This window comes from Bradyrhizobium forestalis, from assembly GCF_002795245.1.
GTDB lineage: Bacteria > Pseudomonadota > Alphaproteobacteria > Rhizobiales > Xanthobacteraceae > Bradyrhizobium > Bradyrhizobium forestalis.
Genome location: NZ_PGVG01000045.1, coordinates 1 through 25,533 on the forward strand (window position 1 = coordinate 1; position 25,533 = coordinate 25,533).

Below are 25,533 nucleotides of genomic sequence, written 5' to 3' on the forward strand. Positions count from 1 at the left end.
TGTTTTTTTGATGTGCGTGCAGAACCAGGTATACTACACAGGGTGGATTGTCGGCAGAGTCAGATTTGTATAGAGGAAAGCGCTCTTAGTGGTTATGGATTCCGGGCTCGCCGCTTTGCGACGCCCCGGAATGACGGCGGAGAGGTTGCTCCCCCTCACCCCACGCTCGCCGTCACCACCGCCATCACCGACAGCAACAGCACGATGGTCATGAGCTGGAGCGAGGCGACCGGCTGGGTGCGCCAGGCCGTGATCTTGTCGGACAGCGACAGATGGGCCTCGAAGAATTTCGGCTCGTAGACGGTCTTGAAGACGGCGGGGAAGCTCGGGCCCAGAGCCACCGCGAGCATCGCGTGCATCAGCGAGGCAACCGCGACGAAGATGGCGACGCCGGGGTCGCCGACGAGGTCGTGGTTGCCGACGAGCTTGAGCAGGAAGGCGGCTGCGGCGAAGGTCGGGAAGCTCTGCAGGGTCGCGGTCAGCGCGAGGCCTTCAAGCGCGTTGTGCAGGCGGGACTTTCTGGCGGTGGCGGTGGTGGCCATGGCACGTCTCCCTGATGACATGCGGATGACAGTAGTTGTGATACCGGTGGGGTGATGTGAGATGGGTCACGCCCTATTCCGCGACCGGAGCCAGCGGCGAGATGGATTTCGGGTTCGCGCCAAGTGGCGCCCCCCCGGAATGACCGGAAGTTACAGCTTCCCCTGCCCGTTCATCTGTCTCTGCTGTTGCCGCTGCCACGCACACGAATAGCGCGAATCGTGCAGCCATGTCAGCAACTCAACCCTCAATTGTACACCATGAACCAGGCATTGCGCTCGCGCGTCAAAACGTCTGCAACATCCCTGTGATTTCGCGGATTGCCGATGCGCGAAACCGCGCGTTAGCGTTGCGGAACGTCACGGGGCCACACGAGGACGGGCGGAATGACGGTCGAGAAGCTGAATCGCCAGCGCGTCGTGCACCTGCTCGACGCCTTCGCGCGCGGCGATATCGAGACGGCACTGTCCTGCTGCACCGACGACGTCGACTTTCTCACCCACGCGCCGATCGACGTGCTGCCGCACATGGTGCCGCGCCACGGCAAGCAAGAGCTGCGCGAGCTCTGGCAGACGATCTGGTCGCGCTATTCGGAAATCCGCTACAAGGCGCCGCACATCCTCGCCGAGGGCGAGGCGGTCGCGACCTACATGCACGCCTATTTCAGGAAGCGTAGCAACGACCGCGTCGTGCAGTTCGACATGGCGGTGTTCTACAGCTTCCGCGGCGGGCTGGTGGCGGAGATCCGCGAGATCATCGATTCCTACGACCTGGTGCAGCAGGTGCTGGAGCGCGAGATCGGGCCGCTGATCACGGGCGCGCGGGTGGATTGATGCTTCTCCCCTCGCCGGGAACTCGCGCCGAGACCCGGAAAATCACGGGGTTCTATTGTAAATCTCACAAAGCCCGTTCAATGGTGCATTGCGAAAACGTGAATTGCGTTTTGGCCGAAACCCCGTATTTTATTCGTATACAAACGAGTTGAGCCCCCGGCACCTGACTGTGCATGGGGTTGTTTTCCGTTTCTTTCGCAAGCCAGCTTCAGGACTGCCCCAAATGACAGAGCACAGCCTCTGGCGTTTCTCGCGTGCGTTGCACCGCGCGATCAACGACCGGGATTTCAGGGATATCGAAGCCCTGATCGACGAGGACGTCGAGTGGGCGCTTTACGGCCCGATCGACATGTTTCCGTTCTTCGGCGCGCGCCAGGGCAGGGATGCCGTGCTCGACGTCATCCGCCAGCTCGCCGACAATTTCCACGTCCGCCGCTTCGACCGCGAGAGCATCATGCTGGGCGTCGATTCCGCCGCCTCGATGCTGCGCTATTCGCTGACCGCTCTGGATTCCAACAAGCCGATCAGCTTGCGCGTGGCGCAATTCGCCCAGTTCAAGGCGGGCAAGCTCGTCAGCATGCGCGTGCTGATCGACACCTTCGACCTGGTCGAGCAGGCACTCGGCCGCGCCATTCATCTGCCGTAGATGACCAGCGTCGGCTAACGCATGATTCGGAAAAGTGCGAAGCGGTTTTCCGAAAAGATCATGCGCAAACAACAACCTGAAGCGCGATGATGATCATCGCGCTTTAGGGGGGACGCCAACGGGCCCTGCTTGTCGGGACCGATGGCGAGGCGATCGCGACGTCCTGGCCTCCAGCCCCGCCGGATGCCGTCGCATCACAAGCTCGTCATCGGGCGCGCGCCTTTCGCGCGGCCCGTTGGTTCGCGTCCCCCGGCGAACCGCCACAATTCCGCAACGATGAATCGGCACTTTCAGCGCCGGAATGGCGCATGGTCTTTGCGGGCGATATAGATTATCGGGAAGCATGCGCCGGGGCTCGCGGGCAGGACGATGGAATTCTCGACAAGGTTTGGCTGGACCGGGCTGCCGTTGCTGGCGGCCGCATTCATCTTGGGCTCGGTGCTGACGGTCTCGGCGCAGATCATTCCACCCACAGCGGCCGCGCCTGACGACGAAGCGACCGAGGCCGCAGAGGCTCCCGACGTCAACGACCCCGACGTGCTCAAGGGCATCGATGTCGACAAGCTCGACTGGAGCCAGCTCGCGGTCGATGCCGGGACCGGCATCGACCCCATGGCCGCCAAGAAGCGCGCCCAGGCCGCCGCCAAGGAGGGCCTGGACTGGTCGTCGAACCCCAATGCAAACGGCTCCTCGGCGGTGACGGTGAAGCAGTCCGTGTTCTCGTTCTGGGATACGCGGATCGGCGCCGACATGACGGTGACGAGCGAACCCAGGACGATGTCCGAGCTGCTGGCGCAGAAGGCCGCCAATGGCGGCAGCCTGCCGCAATCCTCCGGCAGCGCCTGGGCGGCGGCGACCGCACCCGGCGCGGGCTCGATCTGGGACAAGACCGCGGTGGAAGCCCGGGTCGATCCCGGCGCCGAGCACAGCAAGATCGGGGCGTCACTGACCAAATCGGTGCCGCTGTCGGGCGACACCTCGCTGACGCTGCAGAACGGCTACAGCGTCAACCAGCAGGGCACCACCGCAGTCCCCGGCATCGGCGGCCACATCACGCGCAATTACGAGACCGAGCAGACCGCCAAGGTCACCATGACCGACACCGGCACCAGCATCACCGCCGGCCAGACGCTGTCGACCACCGACGACAAATGGCTGCGCAAGCTCGGCGCCGAGCAGAAGCTGTTCGACAACGTCACCGTCTCCGGCTCGGTCGGCGAAACCTCGCAAGGCGCGATCAACAAGAGCGTGACGGCCGGTTTCAAGAAGAGCTGGTAGCCCGAACCTCCAATCTTTCCCCTCATCCTGAGGGCGGTCCGAAGGAACGCGTCTCGAAGGATCGAGGCCCCCGCTGCCACAGCGGGGCCTTTCATGGTTCGAGACGCGCGCGAAGGGCGCGCTCCTCACCATGAGGGGACAGGTTTACCGCCTTCCTGCCAGGCATTCACACTCCGCTAACCATACGCCACGGCAAAACCCCCGAATGGTCCGGCCTTGCCGCATCTCGGCCCATTTGCTGTCAAAATCGGACGCCCTGATGCGGACTGCCTTACAGACATCGTCGTGCGGGGACACTCGCGCTGCGCTCAACGCGAACAGGGGAACAACGATGAACGCCATCCGTCCCGAAAAGATCGAAACCACCGAGACCGAGACGGTCGACACCAACCTCGCCGCCGTGACCGAGGTCGAAGCCGGCATCCGCGATTTCGTCCGCAACGACATCGCCTATCTGCGCCGTCCGGCATCGGGCACCACCGACGCGCCGCCGCTCGACCCGAGCGCGGAAGCCACCGTCAACAACGTCAACTCGCTGATCCAGCGCGTCGCCGGCACCTCGCTCGCCGAGATCGAGAATTTGATCTCCGAGCTCGAGAGCCTGCGCGACCTGCTGCATGCCGAAGGCCAGCGCGTCCAGCGCGAGATCTCCGGCTATGCCCAGCTCAGCCAGGCCGCCATGAAGTCGACCCGCATGATCGCCGACAATGTCGCGCAGTGGAAGCGCGCCGCCGACGGCCTGCGCAACAGCTGATCGCACACAGCGCCGCATCACCAGCCGCCGCGCTCCGGGAGGGGCGCGGCGGTTTTGATTCTGGGGGAATGGGGCACAACTGTCTCTCCAACGCAGGTGTCATCACCCGCCTTGTGCGCAATTGCGCACTGGGGCGGGTGATCCAGTGTTCCAGAGACGGCAGTGAATGAGCCGAGAGGCCGCGGCGTACTGGATGCCCCGGTCAAGCCGGGGCATGACAGCGGAGGGTGTGGCCGCGACCACAGCGCGGCGGTGGATAGGCGTTCACATAGTCAACGCGACCAACGCAGCCCGCCTTTGAACCCTCCACCCCTCGCCGGCGACCAATGCCAAGCGCCCGTGCCGGTACGGTCGGGCTCAGGGGACATGTCATGGAAAGCATTCGGCCCGACAACACGGACCCCATATCGCTGCGGCCCGCGCCGAATCAGCTCGGCACGATCATGCTGCGCTTTGTCGGATTGCTGGCGGTTGCGATCGCGGTGCTGGCGTTCGTCTACAGCCGCTGACCGCGGGCCGGACGCCGGCCCGAAAAATCGACCAACCCTTAGCGGGCGGCTTCCACGGTCGAGGCTTCCAGCGTGTAGGCGCCATCGGCATAACCCTTCACCACCATGCCGGCGACCAGCATCACGGCCAGCGTCGCGGTCGCGAAGATGAATCCAACAAACTTGAGTGCGCCGCGGTCAGCCATGGTCCTCGTCCCCTGTCCTCTGCCCAATTCGTTTCAAATAGACAGCGACAGGTTCATAATTAGTTAGCAACTCACCGGTTCCGCCAAACTGCTTCGCGGTAACCACGTTGCGCAGGCTTATGGCAGCCGCCCGGAATCGCGTCCATAGCGCGCGAGCAACACTCGCTCGGTTTCTCCACTCCCTCGCCCCGCTCTTGCGGGGAGAGGGTTGGGGTGAGGGGCTTCTCTCCGCGCACGCGATGATCGAGAGACCTGTACCCCCTCACCCGGATCGCAAGCGCGATCCGACCTCTCCCCGCAAGCGGGGAGAGGTGAAGAAGCACCAGCTCGATCGATTCTAAATCAGCCCTTCGCCCGCAGCGGCACGAAGGCTGAGGCGGTGATGGAGTAGACCTCCTCGCCGCGCTGGTTGGTGCCGGTGGTGCGAGCTGTCAGAATGCCCCAGCCGGGGCGCGAGGCCGAGGTGCGCTTGTCGATGACTTCATTGACGTAAGCGACGGTATCGCCCGCGAGCACCGGTCTGATCCAGCGCAGGTCGCGAAAACCCGGCGACGGACCCCACACCGCGACCTCCTCGCCGCGCGACGCGGCCTCACGCGCCAGGCGCTGGCCGTCGGCGACAAGCAGGCTCATGCAGGCCGAGCCGACATGCCAGCCCGAGGCGGCGAGCCCGCCGAACAGCGAGTTCTTGCCTTCCTCCTCGTCGAGGTGAAAGAGCTGCGGATCGAATTTTTGGGCGAACGTCTTGATGGACTCCGCGGTGAACGTATAGGTGCCGATCTCGCGGCGCTGGCCGATCGCGATGTCGTCGAAGAACCGCATCAGACCGCTCCCTCGCGCCGCTTGATCAGGATCGGCGAGGTCATCTCGGCGAGCGCCTGCCCCGCCGCATTGCGCACGGTGCATTTGAACTTGACGATGCCGAGCCCGGGGCGGCTCTTCGAAGCGCGCGCCTCCACGACGTCGACGTCGAGCATGAGATCGTCGTCGGGCCGCAGAGGTGCCAACCAGCGCACCTCGTCGACGCCGGGCGAGCCGAGCGACGCGGCGCGGGTGATAAAACCGTCGGCCATCATCCGCATCATCAGCGAGCAGAGGTGCCAGCCCGAGCCGGACAGGCCGCGCAGCATGCTCTTGCTAGCCGCCTCCTCGTCGAGGTGCATCGGCTGCGGATCGAACTCGGCGGCGAAGGCCAAAATCTCTTCGCGGGTGACATGGCGCGGGCCGAACGTTCCGAACCGGCCGGGCGGGAAATCTTCGAAGGTCAGGGTCATCTTGGGAAAGCTTTGCGGGAATGACAGATTGTGGCCGCACTTTGCGGCAATCTCAACCCGCCGGCCCGCATGGCTCGTGCTACATACGGGGTGGCCGCGGTGGTTTTGAGTCGGATCAGCCGAGGGCCAGAATGCATCGACGCGGCCCAAATTTGGCGTCCCGACTTACCTGGGGAAAGCAATGTTCTCATTCAGCGACCTGTTTCAATGGGACCGCTTCATCACGCCGACGATCATCAAGACCTTCTACTGGCTGGTGATCGCGCTGATCTGCCTGTTCGGCCTCTCCGGCATCTTCTCAGGCCTTGCTGCGATGGCGATCAGCCCGTTCGGCGGCTTCCTGGTGCTGCTGTCCTCGATCGCGAGCGTCGTCGTCGGCATCGTGTTCTCGCGCATCGTCGCGGAGCTGATCCTGATCGTCTTCCGCATCAACGAGCATCTCGGCGCAATCCGGGACCAGGGCAGCGGGATGCGGTGAGGCCTCGTGTCCCGGACGCGGCGCGGCATGAAATGACGCGACGCAGAGCCGGGACCCATGCATCCGCGATCAAGACTCCTGGGCCCCGGCTCTGCAGCGCACCGCACTGGACGATGCTTCGCATCGCCAAGGAAGCGCTGCGCGGCGTCCGGGGCACGAGATCCAGCCTACGTATTAAACCTGAAATGCATCACGTCGCCGTCGGCGACGACGTATTCCTTGCCTTCGAGGCGGAGCTTGCCGGCATCGCGGGCGCCGGCTTCGCCGCCGAGCGCGACGTAATCATCATACGCAATCGTCTCGGCGCGAATAAAACCCTTCTCGAAATCGGTGTGGATCACGCCGGCGGCCGCCGGCGCCTTGGTGCCGCGATGGATGGTCCAGGCGCGCGCTTCCTTCGGGCCCACGGTGAAGTAGGTGATGAGGTCGAGAAGCCGGTAGCCGGCGCGGATCAGGCGATCGAGGCCGGCTTCTTCGAGGCCCAGGGTCTCCAGGAAATCCGTGCGCTCTTCACGCGAGATCGTCGCGATCTCGGACTCGATCTTGGCGGAGATGACGACAGCGATCGCGCCCTCCTTCGCAGCCTGCTCCTCGACCGCCCTAGAGAAGGCATTACCGGTGGCCGCGGAGCCCTCTTCGACGTTGCAGACATAGAGCACCGGCTTCGATGACAGGAGGCCGAGCATCGAGAAAGCGCGCTCTTCCTCCGCCTTGCGCTCGACGAGGCGCGCGGGCTTGCCCTCGCGCAGCAGCACCAAAGTGCGGTTGACGAGGTCGAGCTGCTCCTTGGCGTCCTTGTCGTTGCCCTTGGCCTTCTTGGTGAGGTTGTCGACGCGCTTCTCGAGGCTGTCGAGGTCGGCGAGCATCAGCTCGGTCTCGATGGTCTCGATGTCGGCGAGCGGGGCGATCTTGCCTTCGACATGGGTGATGTCGGAGTCCTCGAAGCAGCGCACGACATGCGCGATGGCGTCGACCTCGCGGATGTTGGCGAGGAACTGGTTACCGAGGCCTTCGCCCTTGGAGGCGCCGCGCACGAGGCCCGCGATATCGACGAAGGTCAGCCGGGTCGGAATGATCTGACCCGACTTGGCGACGGCGGCGAGCTTCTCCAGGCGCGGATCCGGCACGGCGACCTCGCCGACATTCGGCTCGATGGTGCAGAACGGATAGTTCGCGGCTTGCGCCGCGGCCGTCTCGGTCAGCGCATTGAACAAGGTCGACTTGCCGACATTGGGCAATCCGACGATCCCGCATTTAAATCCCACGAGCGTTATTCCTTGCCGTTCTCGTCCTTGGTCAAAAATCCCTTCGCCTGCATGGCGAGATGCACCCTGTTGGCGAAAGTCGCGTCCGTGCCTTTGGCAAGCAGCGCGGCGTGCTCGGCGACCGCGTCGCAGAGCGTCGCCACCCATTCGTTGTCGGCCTTGGCGAAGTCCGACAGCACATGGCCGTGCACCAGCTCCTTGACGCCGGGATGACCGATGCCGAGCCGCACCCGGCGATAGTCGTTGCCGATATGGGCCGAGATGGAGCGCAGGCCGTTGTGGCCGGCGATGCCGCCGCCGATCTTCACCCGCACCTTGCCCGGCAGCAGCTCGAGCTCGTCATGGAACACGGTGACGTCGCCTTCGGCGATCTTGAAGAATCCTGCCGCTTCCTGAACGCTGCGGCCGGACTCGTTCATGTAGGTCATGGGCTTGAGCAGGATCACGCGCTCAGTGCCCAGCGAGCCCTCGGAGGTCTCGCCCTGAAAGCGACGGCGCCATGGCGCAAAGCCATGACGCCGCGCGATCTCGTCGACGGCCATGAAGCCGATATTGTGCCGGTTACGTGCGTATTTCGCGCCGGGATTGCCGAGCCCAACAAAGAGTCGCATGACGCGGCGCGCCCCTCGCTCGGCGCGCGATCAAGGACCGCGCGCCAGCTTTGAGAGATTACTTCTTCTTGTCGCCGCCAGCGGGAGCCTTGGCAGCCGCCGCCGGAGCAGCAGCAGCCGGAGCAGCCGCACCAGCCGCCGGAGCAGCCGCTGCGCCCGGAGCAGCGCCACCGGCAGCCGCCGCAGCTGCGGCCTTCTGCTCTTCGGCGTAGCCGGACGGCGGGACGATGGTGACGAGCGTCGCGTCCTCGCGGGTCAGCGCCTTCACGCCAGCCGGCAGCTTGACGTCCGACAGATGCAGCGAGTGACCGATTTCGAGCGAGCCGACATCGGCCTCGATGTACTGCGGAATGCTCTCGACGCCGCATTCGAGGTCGATGGCGTGGGCGACGATGTTGACGGTGCCGCCGCGCTTCACGCCGGGCGAGCCTTCCGCCTTCACGACGTGCAAGGGCACACTGATGCGGATGGTGGCGCCTTCGCCGAGCCGCATGAAGTCGACATGGATCGGGAAGTCCTTGACCGGATCGAGGTGGTAGTCGCGCGGAATCACGCGGTGCTTCTTGCCCTCGAGATCGATGTCGACCAGCGTGGTCAGGAACCGGCCGGCGAGGATGCGCTGGCGCAGTTCACGATCTTCGATCGAGATCGTGACGGGGGGCTGGTTGTTGCCATAGATCACTCCGGGCACTCTCCCGGCGCGACGCTCAGCCCGGGCGGCCCCCTTGCCGCTCTTCGGACGTGCGGTCGCCTTCAATTCCTTGACGGTCGTCGCCATGTCGTTAAGTCCTTGTTTTTGCAAAAGTTAATGGGCCGCAGCGCGGCCCATGGCATGGTCCGCAGCAGGCCTCCAGGGGTGCGGGGGCCGCGGACGTGGCGGGCTTTTACCCGGAAGATGCGGAAATGACAAGGAGAATGGGCTGCCACCCTCCCCTGGAGGGGGAGGGTCGATCGCGCAAGCGCGAGCGGGGTGGGGTGACAGTCCCTCCATTGAGGCGGTGCCCGAGTGGAGAGATCACCCCACCCCGGCGCTGCGCGCCGACCCTCCCCTCCAGGGGAGGGTAAGGACGCGTGCCTACGTCGGCGTGCCGCCGAGCTTCGCCTCCAGCGCAGCAATCCGCGCCTTCAGGGCCTCGTTCTCCTCGCGCGCCAGGCGGGCCATGTCCTTGACCGCCTCGAACTCCTCGCGCTTGACGAGGTCCATGTCGCGCAGGAATTTTTCGGCCTGGCTGCGCATCACCGTGTCGAACTCGCGCTTGACGCCCTGGGCCGCACCGGCGGCGTCGTTCATCAGGCGGCCGATCTCGTCGAAAAACCGGTTGCTGGTCTGGGTCATGGCGGCCTCCGATAAACTTTGCGCGAACTCGCGAAAGACAATGGCAATCCGAGCGGGCCGGTTCAAGGGCGAAGCGGCGGTATCCTTGTCATGAACCGGTTTCCTTGCAATCGTATTCAACGTCCCTGCATAAGAATCACAGGGCGTCCGCCGGCGCTCGACCGCCGCGATTTCGCTTGGACATAGAAGGCGCGATGCCCTTTCTGCTGATCGACTTTCCCGCCTTCAAGCCGATCGCGATCGAGATCGGCCCCTTCGCGATCCGCTGGTATGCGCTGGCCTATATCTGCGGCATCGTGTTCGGCTGGCTCTATGCGCGCTCGCTGCTGAAGAACGAGCGCCTGTGGGGCGGACCGGCGCCGATCTCGCTGGTGCAGGTCGACGACTTCATCCTGTGGGTCACGCTCGGCATCATCCTCGGCGGCCGCACCGGCTACGTGCTGTTCTACAATCTGCCGTTCTTCATCGATCATCCCGCCGCGATCTTCCGATTGTGGGAAGGCGGCATGTCGTTCCATGGCGGCTTCCTCGGCTGCGTCGTCGCGGTGATGTGGTTTGCCTATCGGGGCGGCATCTCGATCCTGTCGCTCGGCGACATCACCACCGCGGTCGCCCCGGTCGGGCTCTTGCTCGGGCGGATCGCCAATTTCATCAACGGCGAATTGTGGGGCCGTGCCACGGACCCGAGCCTGCCGTGGGCGATGATCTTCCCCAACGATCCGACACAGCTGCCGCGCCATCCGAGCCAACTTTATGAAGCGGGCATGGAAGGCATCCTGCTGTTCACCGTGCTCGCGATCATGATCCGCTTCGGCGCCTTGAGGCGCCCCGGCATGATCCTCGGCGCCTTCATCCTGATCTATGGGCTGACCCGGATCGCCGGCGAGCATTTCCGCGAGCCGGACGCGCAGCTCGGTTTCCTCTGGGGCGGATTAACCATGGGCATGCTGTTGTCGATCCCGATGCTTATCGTCGGCGCCATGCTTATTGTATGGGCTGTCAGGCGCGGTGCGCCGAAGCCCGTCCAGGCCGTTCGTTAATTCATTTCGAGAAAGCACGCCGTGACCGACCAGCCGCTCCTCAACGAGATCAAGGCGCTGATCAAGTCCTCAGGCCCCATGCCGGTCTGGCGGTACATGGAACTGTGCCTGATGCACCCGCGCTACGGCTATTACGTCTCGCGCGATCCCTTGGGGCGTGAGGGCGACTTCACCACCGCGCCCGAGGTCAGCCAGATGTTCGGCGAGCTCTTGGGCCTATGGACCGCCTCGGTCTGGAAGCAGATGGGCTCGCCGCAATTTTTGCGGCTGATCGAGCTCGGCCCCGGCCGCGGCACCATGATGGCCGATGCGCTGCGCGCATTGCGCGTGCTGCCGCCGCTCTACCAGGCGCTCCACATCCACATGGTCGAGGTCAATCCGGTCCTGCGTGAACGGCAGAGCGCGACGCTCGCCAACGTGCGCAACATCGCCTGGCACGACAGCATCGATGAGGTGCCGGAAGGCCCGAGCATCATCCTCGCCAACGAATTTTTCGACGTGCTGCCGATCCATCAGATGATCCGCCACGAGAACGGCTGGCACGAGCGCGTCATCGAGATCGATCCCAACGGAAGGCTTCAGTTCGGCGCCGCGCCGGAGCCGACGCCGCGCTTCGACGTGCTGCTGCCGCCCTTGGTGCGCGCAGCTCCGGTCGGCGCCGTGTTCGAATGGCGACCCGACGGCGAAATCATGAAGCTTGCCACGCGCGTGCGCGACCAGGACGGCGCGGCGCTGATCATCGACTACGGCCATCTGCGCAGCGATGCCGGCGACACCTTTCAGGCCATCGCGCGCCACACCTTCGCCGATCCCTTGAAGGCGCCGGGCCAGGCCGACGTCACCGCTCATGTGGACTTCCAGGCGCTGGCGCGTGCGGCCGAGGATGTCGGCGCCCGCGTGCATGGCCCGGTGACGCAAGGCGACTTCCTCAAGCGTATCGGCATCGACACCCGCGCCGCCGCGTTGATGCAGAAGGCGGCGCCGGAGGTGGCCACCGACATTTCGGTCGCGCTCAAGCGCCTGACCGATACCGGGCGCGGCGGCATGGGCTCGATGTTCAAGGTGCTCGGCATCTCCGAGCCCCGGCTATCAGGCCTTGCCGGCCTCAGCGATCTCGAACAGGCAGGAGAGGCCTCATGACGCTTGCTTCGTCGCTGCTGTCGGCCGTGCCCGGCCTGCGCCATGCCTTCTTCACCCGCGAGGGCGGCGTCTCCGGCGGCATCTATTCCGCGCTGAACGGCGGGCTCGGCTCCAACGACGATCAGACCCTGGTCGCCGAGAACCGGCGGCGCATGGCCGAACATGTCGGCGTCGCACCCGAACGCTTCCTCAGCCTGCACCAGATTCATTCGCCCGACGCGCTCATTGCCGAATTGCCGTGGCCGAGCGGACCGCGGCCGAAGGGCGACGCGCTGGTGACGAAGACGCCGGGCATCGCACTCGGCGTCTCCACCGCCGATTGCGGACCGGTGCTATTCGTCGATCCCAATGCGCGCGTGATCGGCGGCGCACATGCCGGCTGGAAGGGCGCACTGACCGGCGTGCTGGAAGCGACGATCTCGGCGATGGAGAAGCTCGGTGCCACGCGCGGTGGCATCATCGCCGCGATCGGCCCGCTGATCCGCCAGGACAGCTACGAGGTCGGCAACGAGTTCGTTGCGCGCTTCATCGAGGCGGATGCGGACAACGCGGTGTTCTTCATCCCCTCCGTGCGCGAGGGCCACGCGATGTTCGACCTCGCCGGCTTCATCCGCAAGCGGCTGGAAGCCGCGGGCATCCTGATGATCGACGATCTCGGCCTCGACACCTACGCCGACGAGCGCTTCTTCAGCTATCGCCGCTCGGTGCATCGCAAGGAGCCGGATTACGGCCGGCACGTTCACGCCATCGCGCTGGAGGGGTGAACACACAGGCAACACGCCGTCATTCCGGGGCTCGCGAAGCGAGAACCCGGAATCCATCGTGCAGCAATTCACGCGGCGAGATGGATTCCGGGCTCGCGCCATCCAAGTCGGCTGTTGCCGACTTGGCTCCTCCAAATCTACCGAACTCGGGTAAACCCGAGTTCGGGTGGCGCGCCCCGGAATGACAGTATGTTTGTGGCGCGCCCGCCCTAGACCTTAATCGATTTTAACGATATCGCTGCCCTCCAATGAGGGAAGCGTCATCTTTTCTGCGCCGCGCGGGCTCGCGCGTGCTGGCGGTCATGCTGCTGGCGGGCGCGACCGCGCTTGGCGGCTGCGCCGGCGGTGGTGGCAGCGCCGCCAACTCCTATGCGATGGCGCCGAGCAGCGGCGCGACGGTGGCCTTCGAATCGATCGACGGGCCGCCGCCGCAGGTGTTCGACCGCATGGTCGGCGTGCTCGACAGCGAATCCAAGCTGCGCAGCCTGTCCGTCGTCTCCCGCGAAGGCGCGGCCGCCTACCGCGTGCGCAGCTATCTCTCCGCCCAGGTGGTGCGCGGCAAGACCGTCATCGCCTGGGTCTGGGACGTCTACGACGCCAACCAGCAGCGGGCGCTGCGCCTCTCCGGCGAGGAACCGACCTCGGCCAAGGGCGGCCGCGACGCGACACGTGATGCTTGGGCGGCCGCCGACGACCTCGTGCTGCGGAAGATCGCCCAGGCCGGATTCAGCGGACTTTCCAACATGATCAACGGAACGCCGGATGCCCCGGGCGCGGCTCCAGCGTTGCGGGGACCGGCGGTGGCAAACGTCGTCAAGGGGGCCCCAGTGCCGGACATGCCGACCTCAGCCCTCGGCTATGCCGAACGATAACCCCCGCTAAACCACGGCCTCAAGTTGCGACCAAGCCGTTGGCCCGACTCAGGATTTTCGAAGGGAAAACGTAGCATCCCGGGTTGCCATTTGAGCCCCCGGCCTGATATTTCCTCGCCCGTCGTAACCGTGCTGCCAGTGGGTATTTTCTGATGTTGAACGTCGTATCCAGCAAAGCGCGGGAGGAAGCGTCCATGTCGGCCAAAAACGGCTCCATCAAGCTCGTCGCCGGCAACTCCAATCCGGCCCTCGCCCAGGCCATCGCGCAGGGCCTCGACCTGCCGTTGACCAAGGCGGTGGTGCGGCGCTTCGCCGACATGGAGATCTTCGTCGAGATCCAGGAGAACGTCCGCGGCTCGGATGCCTTCATCATCCAGTCGACCTCGTTCCCCGCCAACGACCATCTGATGGAGCTCCTGATCATCACCGACGCGCTGCGCCGCTCCTCGGCGCGCCGCATCACCGCGGTGCTGCCCTATTTCGGCTACGCAAGGCAGGACCGCAAATCGGGGTCGCGCACGCCGATCTCGGCCAAGCTCGTCGCCAACCTGATCACGCAGGCCGGCGTCGACCGCGTCATGACGCTCGACCTGCATGCCGGCCAGATCCAGGGCTTCTTCGACATCCCGACCGACAATCTCTACGCGGCGCCGCTGATGGTGCGCGACATCAAGGAGAGGTTCGACCTCTCCAAGGTGATGGTGATCTCGCCCGACGTCGGCGGCGTGGCCCGCGCGCGCGGCCTCGCCAAGCGCATCAACACCCCGCTCGCCATCGTCGACAAGCGCCGCGAGCGTCCCGGCGAGTCCGAGGTCATGAACGTGATCGGTGACGTCGCCGGCCACACCTGTATCCTGGTCGACGACATCGTCGATTCCGGCGGCACGCTGGTGAACGCGGCCGACGCGCTGATCGCCAAGGGCGCCAAGGACGTCTACGCCTACATCACCCATGGCGTGCTCTCCGGCGGCGCGGCTGCCCGCATCTCCGGCTCGAAGCTGAAAGAGCTGGTGATCACCGACTCGATCCTGCCAACCGAGGCGGTGACCAAGGCGCCGAACATCCGCACCTTGCCGATCGCCAGCCTGATCTCGGATGCGATCGCGCGCACCGCGGCGGAAGAGTCGGTGTCGAGCCTGTTCGACTGACACCGTCATTCCGGGGCGGCGCGTCAGCGCCGAACCCGGAATCCATCTTGCAGCAATCCATGTCGATAAATGGATTCCGGGCTCGCGCTGCGCGCGCCCCGGAATGACCATTGCCTACCCCACGATCCCCGCCGCGACCTGGCCGCGCAGGCGCTCCAGGCCGTGCAACGTCTCCGCACAGGCGGCCGCGACCTCCACGCCCTTGATCGCAAAATGCTTGCGGAAGAAGTCGCAGTGCACCTCGGTCTCGTGGAATTGCTGCGGCGTCAGCACGGCCGAGAACACCGGCACCTCGGTGCGGAGCTGCACATCCATCAGCGCCTTGATCACGGTGTCGGCGACGAATTCGTGGCGGTAGATACCGCCGTCGACGACGAGACCGGCGGCGACGATCGCGGTGTAGCGCCGCGTCTTGGCCAGGACCTGGGCGTGCAGCGGGATCTCGAACGACCCCGGCACCTCGAACACGTCGACATGGGTGAGGTGGCGGGCTTCGGCCTCCCTCAGGAAGGCGATGCGGGCCTCCGCGACCACGTCGCGGTGCCAGCAGGCCTGCACGAAGGCCACCCGCTGCGGCTTTGCGAAGCGCGGATGCTCCGTCGCCGGGGCCTGTGGAACCGGCGGTTGGGTGGGCTGGGACGTTTCGGTCTGGGGATCTTGCAACATCTGATTCATGGCTTTCCTCGGTTTAAGGACCAGAATCAGGGCACACGGAACGACAAACAGCCGCACCTTGCGATGCGTCTGCCACCGACCGTTCTCTTTCATCCGGACTTTGACCGTCGGCTTCGGAGTTGCACCGAATCTGCTGACCCTTCCCTTCGGGATAACCCTCACGGAAGGCGCTCGCGGGCTTAGGCCTTTCGACCCTTACCGCCGGTGGGGACTTTCACCCCGCCCTGAGAACATCGGCCGTCCGGAATGAACGGCCTGACCGGAAATATGCCGCCGGCGAGCGGTCGCGGCAAGCGCGTTCCGCATGGGCAAAGCGCATGGTCCCATGCCGGGGTTGAGGTCCTCTTGGCGATCCGGCCCTCGTGGGACGGAATTTGCGGTGAGCGCCTTTGGGGAATCCGATTCCGGTTTGTTCTCCTCCGCCCGGATCGGGACCCTCGATGTTAAGAATTGTGGCGGAGATGAGCTGTGGACGAACGAGTCCTGGCTTGTGGACGGACTCGGGACCCCGTTGCGCAGATTCCGCAAATCACATCACTTGATCCGCGACAGGCCCGCGCTGATCCGAGGGATCGCAAGATTCCGAGGAGATCGCAAAGGCGACTCCGAGGAGACGCCGTAGCGACGTTTAGGGAGCGCGCGCCGGGCCCAACCGCGTGCGTATCAAAGACAACAAGAAGGCAAGAGGTCGAGACGGCATGTCCCTGCTCGAAGGCGCTATCGATTCCAGAAGCCATCCGCTCGCGGTGGTCGAGGACATCGCTGCCAGCAACAACTGGCCGTTCGAACGCTCCGGCGAAGACGAACTCACGATTGTCTCGAAGGGACAATGGACCGACTACCAGCTCTCCTTCACCTGGATGGGCGAGATCGAGGCGCTGCATCTGGCCTGCGCGTTCGACATGAAGATTCCGCTCGCGCGGCGGAGCGAGGTGCAGCGGCTCGTCGCCGCCGTGAACGAGCAATTGTGGGTCGGCCATTTCGATTTGTGGACAAACACCGGCATGGTGATGCACCGCCAGGCCCTGATGCTGCCGGGCGGCCTCACCGCCTCGACCGCGCAATGCGAGGCCATGCTCGCCGGTGCCATCCACGCCTGCGAGCGCTATTTTCCGGCGTTCCAGTTCGTGGTGTGGGCCGGCAAGACCACCGCGCAGGCCATGGACGCGGCGATGTTCGACACGGTGGGCGAGGCTTAGGGTCGCGCCCTCGTTCCCAAACGTCGTCCCGGACAAGCGCGCCCAAAGCGCGCGCAGATCCGGGACCCATACCGCGTGACTCCGCCGTATCGCACGATGCTTGTTGCTCTGCTCTCCATCCACTAGAACCGCCTGTGGTTATGGGTCCCCGCTTTCGCGGGGACGACAGCGAGTTTGTGGCAACAGCGATGGCGAACAACCCTCTCCAAGACATCACCGGCACCATCCTGCTCGCCGGGGCCGGCAAGATGGGCGGCGCGATGCTGACCGGATGGCTGGCCGGCGGGCTCGATCCGCGCCGCGTCGCGGTGATTGATCCGCACATTGCGCCCGAGATCTCCGCGCTGGCCGCCAAGGGCGTCGTGCTCAATCCCGACGTGACGACCGCCGGCACGATCGACACGCTGGTCGTCGCGGTGAAGCCGCAGCTGTTCCGCGAGGCCGGCGCCAAGCTGAAGCCGTTCGTCTCGGACAAGACCTCGGTGGTCTCGATCATGGCGGGCACCACGATCGCCTCGCTTCAAGAGGTCTGCGGCGGCGCCGTGGTGCGCGCAATGCCGAACACGCCGGCCGCGATCGGCCGCGGCATCACAGTGGCCGTTGCGGCGAACAATGTCAGCCCCGCGCAGCGCGCGGTGGCGGATGCCTTGCTGCGCGCCACCGGGTCGGTGGAATGGGTCGACGACGAAGCCCTGATGGACGCGGTGACTGCCGTCTCCGGCTCAGGGCCAGCCTACGTGTTCCTGCTCGCCGAGGAGCTGGCGCGGGCCGGCGTCGAAGCGGGCTTGCCCGAGGCGCTCGCAATGAGGCTCGCCCGCGAGACCGTCGCCGGCTCCGGCGAGCTGCTGCACCGGTCGGAGCTGCCCTCCAGCACGCTGCGCCAGAACGTCACCTCGCCCGGCGGCACCACGGCTGCAGCGCTCGGCGTGCTGATGGGCGAGCCGGGTCTGCGCGATCTCATGATCCGCGCGATCGCCGCGGCGACGAAGCGATCGAAGGAATTGGCGAAGTAAACAGGTGGCGCGCGCTACGCCCCGAGCCGCTTGTTGAACATCTCGACATTCACGAGCCCGCGCGCGTGGCGGCCCTCGCCGAGCTTGCGCGTGCCCTCGAAGGCCTCGACCTCGAAGCGGATGACGCGGCGCTCGACGGCGACCACCTTTGCGGTGGTGCGCACGGTTGCGCCGACGAGCGCGGCGGCAAGATGGCGGATGTCGACCTCGGTGCCGACGGTGACCCAGCCCGGCTGAAGCGCTGCGCGGATCGCATCGCCCGATGTCATCTCCATTTCCAGGATCATCATCGGCGTCGCGTAGACAAAAGGCATGCCGGGCACGAAATGCCCGACCGTGCGCTCCACCGGCACCACCAGCGTGCGTTCCGCACTCATGCCGAGCTTGATGAAGTCGCGTGCGTCCATGGTGCTTGCTCAGTGTCGTCCCGGACAAGCGCGCCCTAAGCGCGCGCCGATCCGGGACGACAGCGGCGTTTGCCGCAACGGCGTTGGCTACTTCTTCGCCGCCGCCGCGCGTTCCACGAAGGTCTTGCCGCCCTTCATCTTGTGGCGCAGCGGGGCTTCGTTGATCTGGATGACGACGGCATCGGCATCGACGCCGAGATTCTTCACCAGCGCCTGGGTGATATCGCGCATCATGCCGGCCTTCTGTTCGTCGGTACGGCCTTCGGCCATGCTGATGGTGATCTCAGGCATTTTTCTCTCCCTGCTGCTGTCGTCGTCATGGCCGGGCTTGTCCCGGCCATTCATCATTTTGAAGATGGATGCGCGGGTCAAGCCCGCGCATGACAATCGAGGCGAATGGCTAGCCCCAGCTCACGTCATGGCGGCCCAGGACCTCACGCACTTTTGCGACGAGGTCGGCTTCGCTGCACGAGAACTGCGCCGGGCGGCTCTCGCGCCATTCCTGGTTGGAGGCGATCGCGGCCGCCGCCTTGGCGCCCTCGATCAGATCCTTGACCTGCACTTCGCCGCGCGCCTTCTCGTCCGAGCCCTGGATGATGACGCAAGGTGAGTTGCGGCGGTCGGCATATTTGAGCTGGTTGCCCATGTTCTTGGGATTGCCGAGATAGAGCTCGGCGCGGATGCCGGCGGTGCGCAAGGATGCCACCATCTTCTGGTAGTCCGCGACGCGGTCGCGGTCGAACACGGTGACGACGACGGGACCGAACTCGGGCCGCGTGTCGAGCTTGCCGAGCAGCGTCAGCGCGGCCTGCAAGCGCGAGACGCCGATCGAGAAACCGGTCGCCGGCACCGGCTCGCCGCGGAAGCGCGAGACGAGACCGTCATAGCGGCCGCCGCCACCGACCGAGCCGAAGCGCACGGGGCGTCCCTTCTCGTCCTTGGTGTCGAGCAGGAGTTCGACCTCGTAGACGGGGCCGGTGTAATATTCGAGGCCGCGGACGACGGAGGGATCGATCTTGATACGGTCTGGACCATAGCCAGAGGCCCTCACAAGCCGCTCAATTTCCTCCAACTCTTCGCGGCCCTGCTGACCAACTTTGCTATCGCGGAGCCGCAAGTCAATTTGTGCAATCTTCTCGTCCGCATCATCAACTTGCTCGATGACGCTTGTGACCAAGATAATATCAGCAGGTTTCAGCCCTGCACCCTTCGTAAAGTCGCCGGACTCGTCCTTCCGACCTTCGCCGAGCAGTTGTTGGACTCCGGCAAGACCGAGCCGATCGAGCTTGTCGATCGCACGCATGACCGTGAGCCACTGGCCATCATCGGCGATGCCGAGCGCATCGCGCACGCCATCGAGCACCTTACGATTGTTCACCTTCACGACGTACTGGCCGCGCTGGATGCCCAGCGCTTCCATCGTGTCGGCCGCCATCATGCAGATCTCGGCGTCCGCCGCCGGCGTCGCCGAGCCGACCGTGTCGGCATCGAACTGCATGAACTGGCGGAAACGGCCGGGGCCGGGCTTTTCGTTGCGGAATACGTAGCCGGCGCGGTAGCTGCGATAGGGCTTTGGCAGGGTGTCGAAGTTTTCAGCGACATAGCGCGCGAGCGGCGCGGTCAAATCGTAGCGCAACGAGATCCACTGCTCGTCGTCGTCCTGGAACGAGAACACGCCCTCGTTCGGACGGTCCTGGTCGGGCAGGAATTTGCCGAGCGCGTCGGTGTATTCCATTGCCGGCGTTTCCACCGGCTCGAAGCCGTAGAGCTCGTAGACGGCGCGGATCTTCTCGACCATCTCGCGTGTCGCCCGGATCGCGGCGGGATCGCGATCCTCGAGCCCGCGCGGCAGGCGCGCCTTCAGTTTCTGGGGTTTTTTGGGTTTCTCGGCCATGCGCGGCGTTTACCAGCCGGGGCGCGAGGCGGCAACCGGGGTGTTCTTCACCTCGCCCCGCCTGCGGGGAGAGGGGAAGAAAAGCCTACGGCTGCTCCATCCGCGCCCTCAGGGCATCCGCGTCCGCCTTCGGCAGCGACTTCAGGGTCGGCTTGATGGTTTCGCCGCCGACGATCTTGCCGTTGCGCATGAACATCCAGTCCGAGATGTCGGCTTCGGCGAACTCGACCTTGTCCCCTGCCCGTTTGCCCGGCAGATCGCGCGGCTCATTGGCAAAGAAACCGGAATAGGTCCCGCCTGGCAGCTTCTTCACCTCGCCGATCCAGATGTGTTCGCCGCCCTTGCGGGTCGTGAAGTGCACCTTCAGGGCGTGCCCGGTCTCGGATGGCTTTGGCGCGTCATAGGAGGCCCAGAAGGTCGGCAGCGTACCGCGGGCGCGGGCGATCGCGGCATTCATCTCGGGGTCGGTGGTACGCACGGTGACAACCGGCGAGTGGTCATCCGCTGCGACCTCGTCCGTAGGGCCGATGGTCAGGATGCCGAGAACGGAGACGCCGGTGACAGCGGCGAGAATCACCCATTTCATCGGCTGGGAGAGCTTGGATGCCATGATCGCGATGTCCGGATGCTTGTTGTGTCCTGGCTTTGTCGCGCGGTCATAGTGACACGTTCATGTCTATCGGCCGACGTTCCGCGGATGCTGCGCAACGCGCCGCGCCTTGGCGGCGTGGTGCGCTGCTGATCCGGGGTCCATCTGCGCAGACATGGGTCCCGGCTCTGCGGCGCACCGCTGACTGGACGATGCTTCGCATCGCCAGGGAAGCGCTGCACCGCGTCCGGGACACGAGACCTCAAAACACCTTGCGGATCCAGTTGTGCGGATCGTTGGTGCGGCCGTACTGGATGTCGACGAGCTGCTTGCGCAGGCCCATGGCGACGGGGCCGGCGGCGCCGCCCGAGATCTCGAAGTCGCCGCTCACCGAGCGCACCTTGCCGATCGGCGAGATCACGGCGGCGGTGCCGCAGGCGAACGCTTCCTTCAGCCGGCCTGAGGCCGCATCCTTGCGCCACTGCTCGAGCGAGTAGGGCTCCTCGCGCACGGTCTTGCCGGCATCGCGGGCGAGCGTGATGATGGAGTCGCGGGTGATGCCGGGCAGGATGGTGCCGAGCGGCGGCGTCGAGAGCGAGCCGTCGTCGAACACGAAGAACACGTTCATGCCGCCGAGCTCCTCGATATAGCGGCGCTCGACCGCGTCGAGGAACACGACCTGATCGCAGCCATGCTGGATCGCTTCGGCCTGCGCGCGCAGGCTCGCGGCATAATTGCCGCCGCACTTGACGGCGCCGGTGCCGCCGATCGCGGCGCGGGTATAATTCTCGGACACCCAGATCGAGACCGGCGCAGGCCCGCCCTTGAAGTAGGAGCCGACAGGCGAGGCGATCACCGCAAAAATGTATTCGGACGACGGCTTGACGCCGAGGAAAGTCTCGCTCGCAATCATGAAGGGCCGCAAGTAAAGGCTGCCCTCGCCGCCCGGCATCCAGGCGCGGTCGATGCGCACGACCTGCTCGACCGCCTCGATGAAGACGTCTTCGGGCAGCTGCGCCATCGCCATGCGATCGGCCGAGTCCCTGAAGCGCCGCGCATTGGCGTCGGGGCGAAACAGGTTCACGCCGCCATCGTCGCGCTTGTAGGCCTTAAGGCCCTCGAAGATCTCCTGCGCGTAGTGCAGGACGGCGCCGGCCGGATCGAGCTGGAAGTTGGCGCGCGCCTCGATCTTCGCCTCGTACCAGCCGCCCTTGGCCTGGTTGTAGCGAACCACCGCCATGTGGTCGGTGAAGACCCGCCCGAAGCCGGGGTCCACCAGCTTGGCGATACGATCCTTTTCGGACGTCGGATTGGATGCGGGTTGGATGTCGAATTTCATGCTCATGTCCTTGCCTCCCGCTGCCGGTGGCGGCGCTGTTTCTCGCGCCCGCCGGCCCGTTTCGGGCCCGGCTGGCTTGATTGGGTTCTTGGCCGGACCGCCGCCAGCCTTGTTACGGCCGGTTTCCGTGGCCAGCATGTCGCCGAGGACATGCTTTTGCGGAAGGCGGAAGTCCAGTATGTTTTGCCGAAATGCCGCTCGACAATCGCACGGTAGATCTGCTTCGGCCGTCGTCGCCTGTCCGGCTCTCTCCGGCCGCCCTGCTACGATGCCACCCGGCGCGAAACGATCTAAAATTTCGTGCGGGTCGACTGTTTTGTAACATTGAACCCAAGATACGTCAATATGCCTGACATAAATTTCGCGACTTCCTCCCCTGACGCCGCCGAGACCCGGTCCGCCGCGTCCGATGGAGGCAATTTGCGCTGGGATATCATCGAGCTGCTGTTCTTCGCCTATCGCGATTTCGTCGGCGATCCCGACCAGGAGCTGGAGGCGTTCGGCTTCGGCCGGGCCCATCACCGCGTCATGCACTTCGTCTATCGTTATCCCGGGCTGAAGGTCGCCGACCTGCTCGACGTCCTGCGCATCACAAAACAGTCGCTCGGCCGCGTGCTCAAGCAGCTCCTGGACGAGGGCTATATCGTGCAGAAGACCGGCGACAATGATCGCCGCCAGCGCCTGCTCTACGCCACACCGAAGGGCGAGGCGCTGGTGCAGAAGCTCGCCGGGCTCCAGACCACGCGGATCACCAGGGCGCTCGCGGAGATGGCTCCGCAGGACGCCGAGACCGTGAAGCGCTTCCTGCGCGCGATGATCGACCGCGACGATCCGGACAAGGTGCTCGAGACGATCTTCGCTTCCGTCAACCACGACGCCAAGGAGTGACCGTGCTCGCTGCCACGCTCGCCCGTCCGCCGGTGCAACCGGCCGACGATGCCCCGCATCTGCTGCTGGTCGACGACGACCGCCGCATCCGCGACCTGCTCTCGCGCTTTCTCGCCAGTGAAGGCTACCGCGTCACCACCGCGGCGAGCGCCGGCGATGCACGCTCGAAACTGCTGGGCCTGCATTTCGATCTCTTGATCCTCGACGTGATGATGCCCGGCGAGACCGGCTTCGACCTTGCCCGCTTCATTCGCACGTCCTCCTCGGTGCCGATCGTGATGCTGACGGCGCGGCACGAGGCGGAGGCCCGCATCGAGGGCCTCCAGATCGGCGCCGACGATTACGTCGCAAAACCGTTCGAGCCGCGTGAGCTTGCGCTGCGCATCAACAACATCCTCAAGCGCGCCGCGCCGCCGCAGCAGGCCACGACCGTCGAGAAGATCGCGTTCGGTCCCTACGTCTACCATCTCGATCGCGGCGAATTGCGCCAGGGCGAGGAGGTCATCCACCTCACCGATCGCGAGCGCGAGATGCTGCGGATCCTGTCGGAGACACCGGGCGAGACCGGGCCGCGCAGCGCGCTGACCGGCAATGGCAGCGTCAACGGGCGCGCCGTCGACGTGCAGATCAACCGCCTCCGGCGCAAGATCGAGACCGATCCCGCCAATCCGCTGTTCCTCCAGGCGGTGCGCGGCATCGGCTACCGCCTGGTGGCCTCGCCATAAATCAGTGAAGCGCGCTAGATGAGCACGATCGATTCCGGCCTGACGCTTCTGAAGAGCGCCGCCGGCCGCGTCTCCGCCGCCAATGGCTGGATGGGCAACGCGTTCAAGGGCTGGATGCCGACCGGCCTCTATGCCCGTGCGCTCCTCATCATGATCGTGCCGATGGTGGTGCTGCAATCGGTCGTCGCCTTCGTGTTCATGGAGCGGCACTGGAACACGGTGACGCGCCGCCTGTCGGCCGCGGTGGTGCAGGACATCGCCGCGCTGATCGACGTCTACAAGGGCTATCCGCAAGACAAGGACCGCGACCAGATCCGCCGCATCGCGCAGCAGCGCCTCGGCCTCGTCGTCGATTTCCTGCCCGCCGGCGACATGCCGCCGCCGGGACCAAAACCGTTCTTCTCGCTGCTCGACCAGACGCTGTCGGTGCAGCTCGGGCGCCAGATCGGACGCTCGTTCTGGATCGACACCGTCGGCCGCTCCAACCTGGTCGAGATCCGCATCCAGCTCGATGATGCCGTGATGCGCGTGTTCGCGCAGCGCAGCGCCGCCTATGCCTCGAACTCGGAGATTTTCCTGTTCTGGATGGTGGGCACGTCCTCGATCCTCTTGATCGTCGCGGTGCTGTTCCTGCGCAACCAGATCAAGCCGATCCTGCGCCTTGCCGATGCCGCCGAAAGCTTTGGCAAGGGCCGCGAGGCGCCGAACTTCAGACCGCGCGGCGCGCGCGAGGTGCGGCGCGCGGCGGTCGCCTTCCTCGAAATGAAGTCGCGCATCGAGCGCACGATGGAGCAGCGCACCGCGATGCTCGCCGGCGTCAGCCACGACCTGCGCACCATCCTGACCCGCTTCAAGCTCGAGCTGGCGCTGATCGGCGACAGCCCCGAGCTCGAGGGCATGCGCAAGGACGTCGACGAGATGTCGATGATGCTGGAGGATTACCTCGCGTTTGCCCGCGGCGATTCCGGTGAGCAGTCGCAGCCGACCGACATGGCGCAGGCGCTCGAGGAGCTGCGCAGCGATGCCGAACGCCACGGCCACACCGCGACCGTGGCGTTCCACGGCCTGCCCGTGGTCACCGTGAAGCCGGCTTCGTTCAAGCGCTGCCTCGCCAATCTCGTCACCAACGCGGCGCGCTACGGCAAGGCCATCGCCATCACCGGCCAGCGCGATCACCGTTATCTCACCGTCACGATCGACGACGACGGCCCGGGTATTCCCGCTCATTTGCGCGAAGAGGTGTTCAAGCCGTTCCTGCGGCTGGACAACGCCCGCAACCAGGACGAAGGCGGCACCGGCCTTGGCCTTGCCATCGCCCGCGACATCGCCCGCTCCCACGGCGGCGACATCACGCTGGGTGACAGCCCGATGGGTGGATTGAGGGCGAGCGTGCGGATACCGGTGTAGCCTTCCTTACCTCTCCCCGCTTGCGGGGAGAGGTCGAATTCGATCTCAGATCGAATTCGGGTGAGGGGGTACAGGTCCCTCGACTATCTCGCATGCGGAGAGAGGCCCCTCACCCCAACCCTCTCCCCGCAAGAGCGGGGCGAGGGAGCGCACCGATTTCCCGGCTACGGCCTCGCTCTACTTCGGCAGCAGCGCCTTCAGCTTGTCCATGTCGCGCATGTTCATCTTGAAGCCGCCGGGCATCACGATGTCGCCGGGCTTCTGCTCCGGCTTACAGGCTCCTAACCACTTGGCTTGCAGCGTTGTGGTGTTATCGCGCCCCGCCGCGCCGGCGACGCCGCCTTGCGCATGCGAGGTCGTCTTCACCGTGTAGGCCGAGTTGAAATCGCCAGTGATCTCGGCATGCGAGGTTGTGCTGACGCCGGCGACGCTGCACTCGGAATCGCTGACATAGCCGGTCGCGGTCTTCTTGATCTCCTGCTTGGCGCAGATCTGCTTGGCCATCGGGGAGACGTTGTTGCTCATCTCCTTGTCGACGGTCTCATCGGTGCAGTGCTGCATGGTCATCTCGGGCACGGGCGAGCCTGATGTGACCAGCTTCATTTCCCAAAGACCGGCCTTGCGCACCGGCAGGTCGTCGGCGCTGGCGCCGCCTGCCGACAACGCGAGGCAAAGCGTCGAGCCGAGCAAAACGAGTTTGCGCGTCATGAGGGAAGCTCCCGGC

31 protein-coding genes and 1 riboswitch are annotated in these 25,533 nt (G+C 65.3%); of the genes, 16 read left to right on the plus strand and 15 right to left on the minus strand.

Going from position 1 to position 25,533, the window contains the following annotated elements; genetic code table 11:
• Window positions 1-155: 155 nt before the first annotated feature.
• Window positions 156-542 (minus strand): hypothetical protein, encoded by a 387-nt coding sequence (locus tag CVM73_RS33140; RefSeq protein ID WP_100235976.1) that lies wholly within the window; start codon window positions 540-542, stop codon window positions 156-158.
• 384 nt (window positions 543-926) lie between these two features.
• On the opposite strand from CVM73_RS33140, the gene CVM73_RS33145 reads away from it, so the two are divergent.
• From CVM73_RS33145 to CVM73_RS40525, 5 genes are all read left to right on the plus strand, one after another.
• Entirely contained in the window at window positions 927-1,373 is a 447-nt protein-coding gene (locus tag CVM73_RS33145) for a nuclear transport factor 2 family protein (RefSeq protein ID WP_100235977.1), read from the plus strand.
• Between the two features lie 223 nt (window positions 1,374-1,596).
• Entirely contained in the window at window positions 1,597-2,019 is a 423-nt protein-coding gene (locus CVM73_RS33150; RefSeq protein ID WP_100235978.1) for a nuclear transport factor 2 family protein, read from the plus strand.
• Window positions 2,020-2,388: 369 nt separating this feature from the next.
• Entirely contained in the window at window positions 2,389-3,297 is a 909-nt protein-coding gene (locus CVM73_RS33155; RefSeq protein ID WP_100235979.1) for a hypothetical protein, read from the plus strand.
• Between the two features lie 331 nt (window positions 3,298-3,628).
• Window positions 3,629-4,051 (plus strand): hypothetical protein, encoded by a 423-nt coding sequence (locus CVM73_RS33160; RefSeq protein WP_100235980.1) that lies wholly within the window; start codon window positions 3,629-3,631, stop codon window positions 4,049-4,051.
• A gap of 371 nt (window positions 4,052-4,422) precedes the next feature.
• The gene (locus CVM73_RS40525) at window positions 4,423-4,560 is read left to right on the plus strand and encodes a hypothetical protein (protein ID WP_164934668.1); all 138 of its coding nucleotides are present in this window, start codon (window positions 4,423-4,425) and stop codon (window positions 4,558-4,560) included.
• A 38-nt stretch (window positions 4,561-4,598) separates the two neighbouring features.
• On the opposite strand, the gene CVM73_RS40530 is transcribed toward CVM73_RS40525, so the two are convergent.
• From CVM73_RS40530 to CVM73_RS33170, 3 genes are all read right to left on the minus strand, one after another.
• Window positions 4,599-4,745: a hypothetical protein gene (locus tag CVM73_RS40530; RefSeq protein ID WP_027545961.1), complete on the minus strand. Its 147-nt coding sequence runs from the start codon at window positions 4,743-4,745 to the stop codon at window positions 4,599-4,601.
• Window positions 4,746-5,087: 342 nt separating this feature from the next.
• Complete coding sequence (locus tag CVM73_RS33165; RefSeq protein WP_100235981.1) at window positions 5,088-5,567, minus strand: MaoC family dehydratase; 480 nt, start codon at window positions 5,565-5,567, stop codon at window positions 5,088-5,090.
• A complete protein-coding gene (locus CVM73_RS33170) occupies window positions 5,567-6,019 on the minus strand; it encodes a MaoC family dehydratase (RefSeq protein ID WP_100235982.1) in 453 nt (150 codons plus the stop codon). The genes CVM73_RS33165 and CVM73_RS33170 overlap by 1 nt, the downstream gene beginning before the upstream one ends.
• 181 nt (window positions 6,020-6,200) lie before the next feature.
• Between CVM73_RS33170 and CVM73_RS33175 the strand changes: the two genes are divergently transcribed.
• Window positions 6,201-6,497 (plus strand): DUF4282 domain-containing protein, encoded by a 297-nt coding sequence (locus CVM73_RS33175; protein ID WP_028134403.1) that lies wholly within the window; start codon window positions 6,201-6,203, stop codon window positions 6,495-6,497.
• Window positions 6,498-6,664: 167 nt separating this feature from the next.
• Here the strand turns inward: CVM73_RS33175 and ychF are convergent, their stop codons facing one another.
• The 4 genes from ychF to CVM73_RS33195 form a co-directional block, all read right to left on the minus strand.
• Window positions 6,665-7,762, minus strand: a complete 1,098-nt coding sequence (gene ychF, locus CVM73_RS33180) for a redox-regulated ATPase YchF (RefSeq protein ID WP_100235983.1) — start codon at window positions 7,760-7,762, stop codon at window positions 6,665-6,667.
• Window positions 7,763-7,767: 5 nt separating this feature from the next.
• Window positions 7,768-8,373, minus strand: a complete 606-nt coding sequence (pth, locus tag CVM73_RS33185; RefSeq protein WP_100235984.1) for an aminoacyl-tRNA hydrolase — start codon at window positions 8,371-8,373, stop codon at window positions 7,768-7,770.
• A gap of 58 nt (window positions 8,374-8,431) precedes the next feature.
• On the minus strand, window positions 8,432-9,151 hold the full coding sequence (locus CVM73_RS33190; RefSeq protein ID WP_100235985.1) for a 50S ribosomal protein L25/general stress protein Ctc: 720 nt from the start codon (window positions 9,149-9,151) through the stop codon (window positions 8,432-8,434).
• A 297-nt stretch (window positions 9,152-9,448) separates the two neighbouring features.
• Window positions 9,449-9,709, minus strand: coding sequence for an accessory factor UbiK family protein (locus CVM73_RS33195; protein ID WP_100235986.1), 261 nt, complete (start codon window positions 9,707-9,709; stop codon window positions 9,449-9,451).
• A gap of 194 nt (window positions 9,710-9,903) precedes the next feature.
• On the opposite strand from CVM73_RS33195, the gene lgt reads away from it, so the two are divergent.
• The 5 genes from lgt to CVM73_RS33220 all read left to right on the plus strand — a co-directional run bounded on the left by lgt (window position 9,904) and on the right by CVM73_RS33220 (window position 14,673).
• Window positions 9,904-10,749, plus strand: coding sequence for a prolipoprotein diacylglyceryl transferase (lgt, locus tag CVM73_RS33200; protein WP_100235987.1), 846 nt, complete (start codon window positions 9,904-9,906; stop codon window positions 10,747-10,749).
• A 21-nt stretch (window positions 10,750-10,770) separates the two neighbouring features.
• On the plus strand, window positions 10,771-11,889 hold the full coding sequence (locus CVM73_RS33205; protein WP_100235988.1) for a class I SAM-dependent methyltransferase: 1,119 nt from the start codon (window positions 10,771-10,773) through the stop codon (window positions 11,887-11,889).
• Window positions 11,886-12,653: a peptidoglycan editing factor PgeF gene (gene pgeF / locus CVM73_RS33210; RefSeq protein ID WP_100235989.1), complete on the plus strand. Its 768-nt coding sequence runs from the start codon at window positions 11,886-11,888 to the stop codon at window positions 12,651-12,653. Before CVM73_RS33205 ends, pgeF begins: the two co-directional genes overlap by 4 nt.
• Window positions 12,654-12,901: 248 nt before the next feature.
• Window positions 12,902-13,525, plus strand: a complete 624-nt coding sequence (locus tag CVM73_RS33215) for a hypothetical protein (protein WP_100235990.1) — start codon at window positions 12,902-12,904, stop codon at window positions 13,523-13,525.
• A gap of 194 nt (window positions 13,526-13,719) precedes the next feature.
• Complete coding sequence (locus CVM73_RS33220; RefSeq protein WP_167407197.1) at window positions 13,720-14,673, plus strand: ribose-phosphate pyrophosphokinase; 954 nt, start codon at window positions 13,720-13,722, stop codon at window positions 14,671-14,673.
• 114 nt (window positions 14,674-14,787) lie between these two features.
• Here CVM73_RS33220 and CVM73_RS33225 read toward each other — a convergent pair whose 3' ends face one another.
• Window positions 14,788-15,348 carry a 6,7-dimethyl-8-ribityllumazine synthase gene (locus tag CVM73_RS33225; RefSeq protein ID WP_100235992.1) on the minus strand — a complete coding sequence of 187 codons (561 nt, stop codon included), beginning with the start codon at window positions 15,346-15,348 and terminating at the stop codon, window positions 14,788-14,790.
• 77 nt (window positions 15,349-15,425) lie between these two features.
• Window positions 15,426-15,584, minus strand: a riboswitch (FMN riboswitch).
• Between the two features lie 462 nt (window positions 15,585-16,046).
• Between CVM73_RS33225 and CVM73_RS33230 the strand changes: the two genes are divergently transcribed.
• Complete coding sequence (locus CVM73_RS33230) at window positions 16,047-16,547, plus strand: type III secretion system chaperone family protein (protein ID WP_100235993.1); 501 nt, start codon at window positions 16,047-16,049, stop codon at window positions 16,545-16,547.
• 188 nt (window positions 16,548-16,735) lie between these two features.
• On the plus strand, window positions 16,736-17,560 hold the full coding sequence (proC, locus tag CVM73_RS33235; protein ID WP_167407198.1) for a pyrroline-5-carboxylate reductase: 825 nt from the start codon (window positions 16,736-16,738) through the stop codon (window positions 17,558-17,560).
• Window positions 17,561-17,574: 14 nt separating this feature from the next.
• On the opposite strand, the gene CVM73_RS33240 is transcribed toward proC, so the two are convergent.
• From CVM73_RS33240 to CVM73_RS33260, 5 genes are all read right to left on the minus strand, one after another.
• Window positions 17,575-17,967 (minus strand): thioesterase family protein, encoded by a 393-nt coding sequence (locus CVM73_RS33240; protein WP_100235995.1) that lies wholly within the window; start codon window positions 17,965-17,967, stop codon window positions 17,575-17,577.
• A gap of 87 nt (window positions 17,968-18,054) precedes the next feature.
• A complete protein-coding gene (locus tag CVM73_RS33245) occupies window positions 18,055-18,312 on the minus strand; it encodes a tautomerase family protein (protein WP_167407205.1) in 258 nt (85 codons plus the stop codon).
• Window positions 18,313-18,367: 55 nt separating this feature from the next.
• Window positions 18,368-19,861, minus strand: a complete 1,494-nt coding sequence (gene hisS, locus CVM73_RS33250; protein ID WP_100235996.1) for a histidine--tRNA ligase — start codon at window positions 19,859-19,861, stop codon at window positions 18,368-18,370.
• A gap of 85 nt (window positions 19,862-19,946) precedes the next feature.
• Window positions 19,947-20,471, minus strand: a complete 525-nt coding sequence (locus tag CVM73_RS33255) for a YegJ family protein (protein ID WP_100235997.1) — start codon at window positions 20,469-20,471, stop codon at window positions 19,947-19,949.
• A gap of 241 nt (window positions 20,472-20,712) precedes the next feature.
• On the minus strand, window positions 20,713-21,795 hold the full coding sequence (locus CVM73_RS33260) for a branched-chain amino acid aminotransferase (protein ID WP_100236031.1): 1,083 nt from the start codon (window positions 21,793-21,795) through the stop codon (window positions 20,713-20,715).
• 339 nt (window positions 21,796-22,134) lie between these two features.
• Between CVM73_RS33260 and CVM73_RS33265 the strand changes: the two genes are divergently transcribed.
• From CVM73_RS33265 to CVM73_RS33275, 3 genes are read left to right on the plus strand one after another with little or no spacing between them, the layout of a single operon-like run.
• On the plus strand, window positions 22,135-22,677 hold the full coding sequence (locus CVM73_RS33265) for a MarR family winged helix-turn-helix transcriptional regulator (RefSeq protein WP_245452501.1): 543 nt from the start codon (window positions 22,135-22,137) through the stop codon (window positions 22,675-22,677).
• Window positions 22,674-23,402: a response regulator gene (locus CVM73_RS33270; RefSeq protein ID WP_100235999.1), complete on the plus strand. Its 729-nt coding sequence runs from the start codon at window positions 22,674-22,676 to the stop codon at window positions 23,400-23,402. Before CVM73_RS33265 ends, CVM73_RS33270 begins: the two co-directional genes overlap by 4 nt.
• Window positions 23,403-23,420: 18 nt before the next feature.
• On the plus strand, window positions 23,421-24,809 hold the full coding sequence (locus CVM73_RS33275) for an ATP-binding protein (RefSeq protein ID WP_100236000.1): 1,389 nt from the start codon (window positions 23,421-23,423) through the stop codon (window positions 24,807-24,809).
• A 177-nt stretch (window positions 24,810-24,986) separates the two neighbouring features.
• Here CVM73_RS33275 and CVM73_RS33280 read toward each other — a convergent pair whose 3' ends face one another.
• Window positions 24,987-25,517, minus strand: coding sequence for a DUF3617 domain-containing protein (locus CVM73_RS33280; protein WP_100236001.1), 531 nt, complete (start codon window positions 25,515-25,517; stop codon window positions 24,987-24,989).
• Window positions 25,518-25,533: the final 16 nt, after the last annotated feature.

Bases quoted from the DNA above. Each gene is read 5' to 3' on its own strand.
- CVM73_RS33140 (WP_100235976.1), bottom strand. From the start codon at position 542: ATGGCCACCACCGCCACCGCCAGAAAGTCCCGCCTGCACAACGCGCTT.
- CVM73_RS33145 (WP_100235977.1), top strand. From the start codon at position 927: ATGACGGTCGAGAAGCTGAATCGCCAGCGCGTCGTGCACCTGCTCGAC.
- CVM73_RS33150 (WP_100235978.1), top strand. From the start codon at position 1,597: ATGACAGAGCACAGCCTCTGGCGTTTCTCGCGTGCGTTGCACCGCGCG.
- CVM73_RS33155 (WP_100235979.1), top strand. From the start codon at position 2,389: ATGGAATTCTCGACAAGGTTTGGCTGGACCGGGCTGCCGTTGCTGGCG.
- CVM73_RS33160 (WP_100235980.1), top strand. From the start codon at position 3,629: ATGAACGCCATCCGTCCCGAAAAGATCGAAACCACCGAGACCGAGACG.
- CVM73_RS40525 (WP_164934668.1), top strand. From the start codon at position 4,423: ATGGAAAGCATTCGGCCCGACAACACGGACCCCATATCGCTGCGGCCC.
- CVM73_RS40530 (WP_027545961.1), bottom strand. From the start codon at position 4,745: ATGGCTGACCGCGGCGCACTCAAGTTTGTTGGATTCATCTTCGCGACC.
- CVM73_RS33165 (WP_100235981.1), bottom strand. From the start codon at position 5,567: ATGCGGTTCTTCGACGACATCGCGATCGGCCAGCGCCGCGAGATCGGC.
- CVM73_RS33170 (WP_100235982.1), bottom strand. From the start codon at position 6,019: ATGACCCTGACCTTCGAAGATTTCCCGCCCGGCCGGTTCGGAACGTTC.
- CVM73_RS33175 (WP_028134403.1), top strand. From the start codon at position 6,201: ATGTTCTCATTCAGCGACCTGTTTCAATGGGACCGCTTCATCACGCCG.
- pth (WP_100235984.1), bottom strand. From the start codon at position 8,373: ATGCGACTCTTTGTTGGGCTCGGCAATCCCGGCGCGAAATACGCACGT.
- CVM73_RS33190 (WP_100235985.1), bottom strand. From the start codon at position 9,151: ATGGCGACGACCGTCAAGGAATTGAAGGCGACCGCACGTCCGAAGAGC.
- CVM73_RS33195 (WP_100235986.1), bottom strand. From the start codon at position 9,709: ATGACCCAGACCAGCAACCGGTTTTTCGACGAGATCGGCCGCCTGATG.
- lgt (WP_100235987.1), top strand. From the start codon at position 9,904: ATGCCCTTTCTGCTGATCGACTTTCCCGCCTTCAAGCCGATCGCGATC.
- pgeF (WP_100235989.1), top strand. From the start codon at position 11,886: ATGACGCTTGCTTCGTCGCTGCTGTCGGCCGTGCCCGGCCTGCGCCAT.
- CVM73_RS33215 (WP_100235990.1), top strand. From the start codon at position 12,902: ATGAGGGAAGCGTCATCTTTTCTGCGCCGCGCGGGCTCGCGCGTGCTG.
- CVM73_RS33220 (WP_167407197.1), top strand. From the start codon at position 13,720: ATGTCGGCCAAAAACGGCTCCATCAAGCTCGTCGCCGGCAACTCCAAT.
- CVM73_RS33225 (WP_100235992.1), bottom strand. From the start codon at position 15,348: ATGAATCAGATGTTGCAAGATCCCCAGACCGAAACGTCCCAGCCCACC.
- CVM73_RS33230 (WP_100235993.1), top strand. From the start codon at position 16,047: ATGTCCCTGCTCGAAGGCGCTATCGATTCCAGAAGCCATCCGCTCGCG.
- proC (WP_167407198.1), top strand. From the start codon at position 16,736: ATGGCGAACAACCCTCTCCAAGACATCACCGGCACCATCCTGCTCGCC.
- CVM73_RS33240 (WP_100235995.1), bottom strand. From the start codon at position 17,967: ATGGACGCACGCGACTTCATCAAGCTCGGCATGAGTGCGGAACGCACG.
- CVM73_RS33245 (WP_167407205.1), bottom strand. From the start codon at position 18,312: ATGAATGGCCGGGACAAGCCCGGCCATGACGACGACAGCAGCAGGGAG.
- hisS (WP_100235996.1), bottom strand. From the start codon at position 19,861: ATGGCCGAGAAACCCAAAAAACCCCAGAAACTGAAGGCGCGCCTGCCG.
- CVM73_RS33255 (WP_100235997.1), bottom strand. From the start codon at position 20,471: ATGGCATCCAAGCTCTCCCAGCCGATGAAATGGGTGATTCTCGCCGCT.
- CVM73_RS33260 (WP_100236031.1), bottom strand. From the start codon at position 21,795: ATGAGCATGAAATTCGACATCCAACCCGCATCCAATCCGACGTCCGAA.
- CVM73_RS33265 (WP_245452501.1), top strand. From the start codon at position 22,135: ATGCCTGACATAAATTTCGCGACTTCCTCCCCTGACGCCGCCGAGACC.
- CVM73_RS33275 (WP_100236000.1), top strand. From the start codon at position 23,421: ATGAGCACGATCGATTCCGGCCTGACGCTTCTGAAGAGCGCCGCCGGC.
- CVM73_RS33280 (WP_100236001.1), bottom strand. From the start codon at position 25,517: ATGACGCGCAAACTCGTTTTGCTCGGCTCGACGCTTTGCCTCGCGTTG.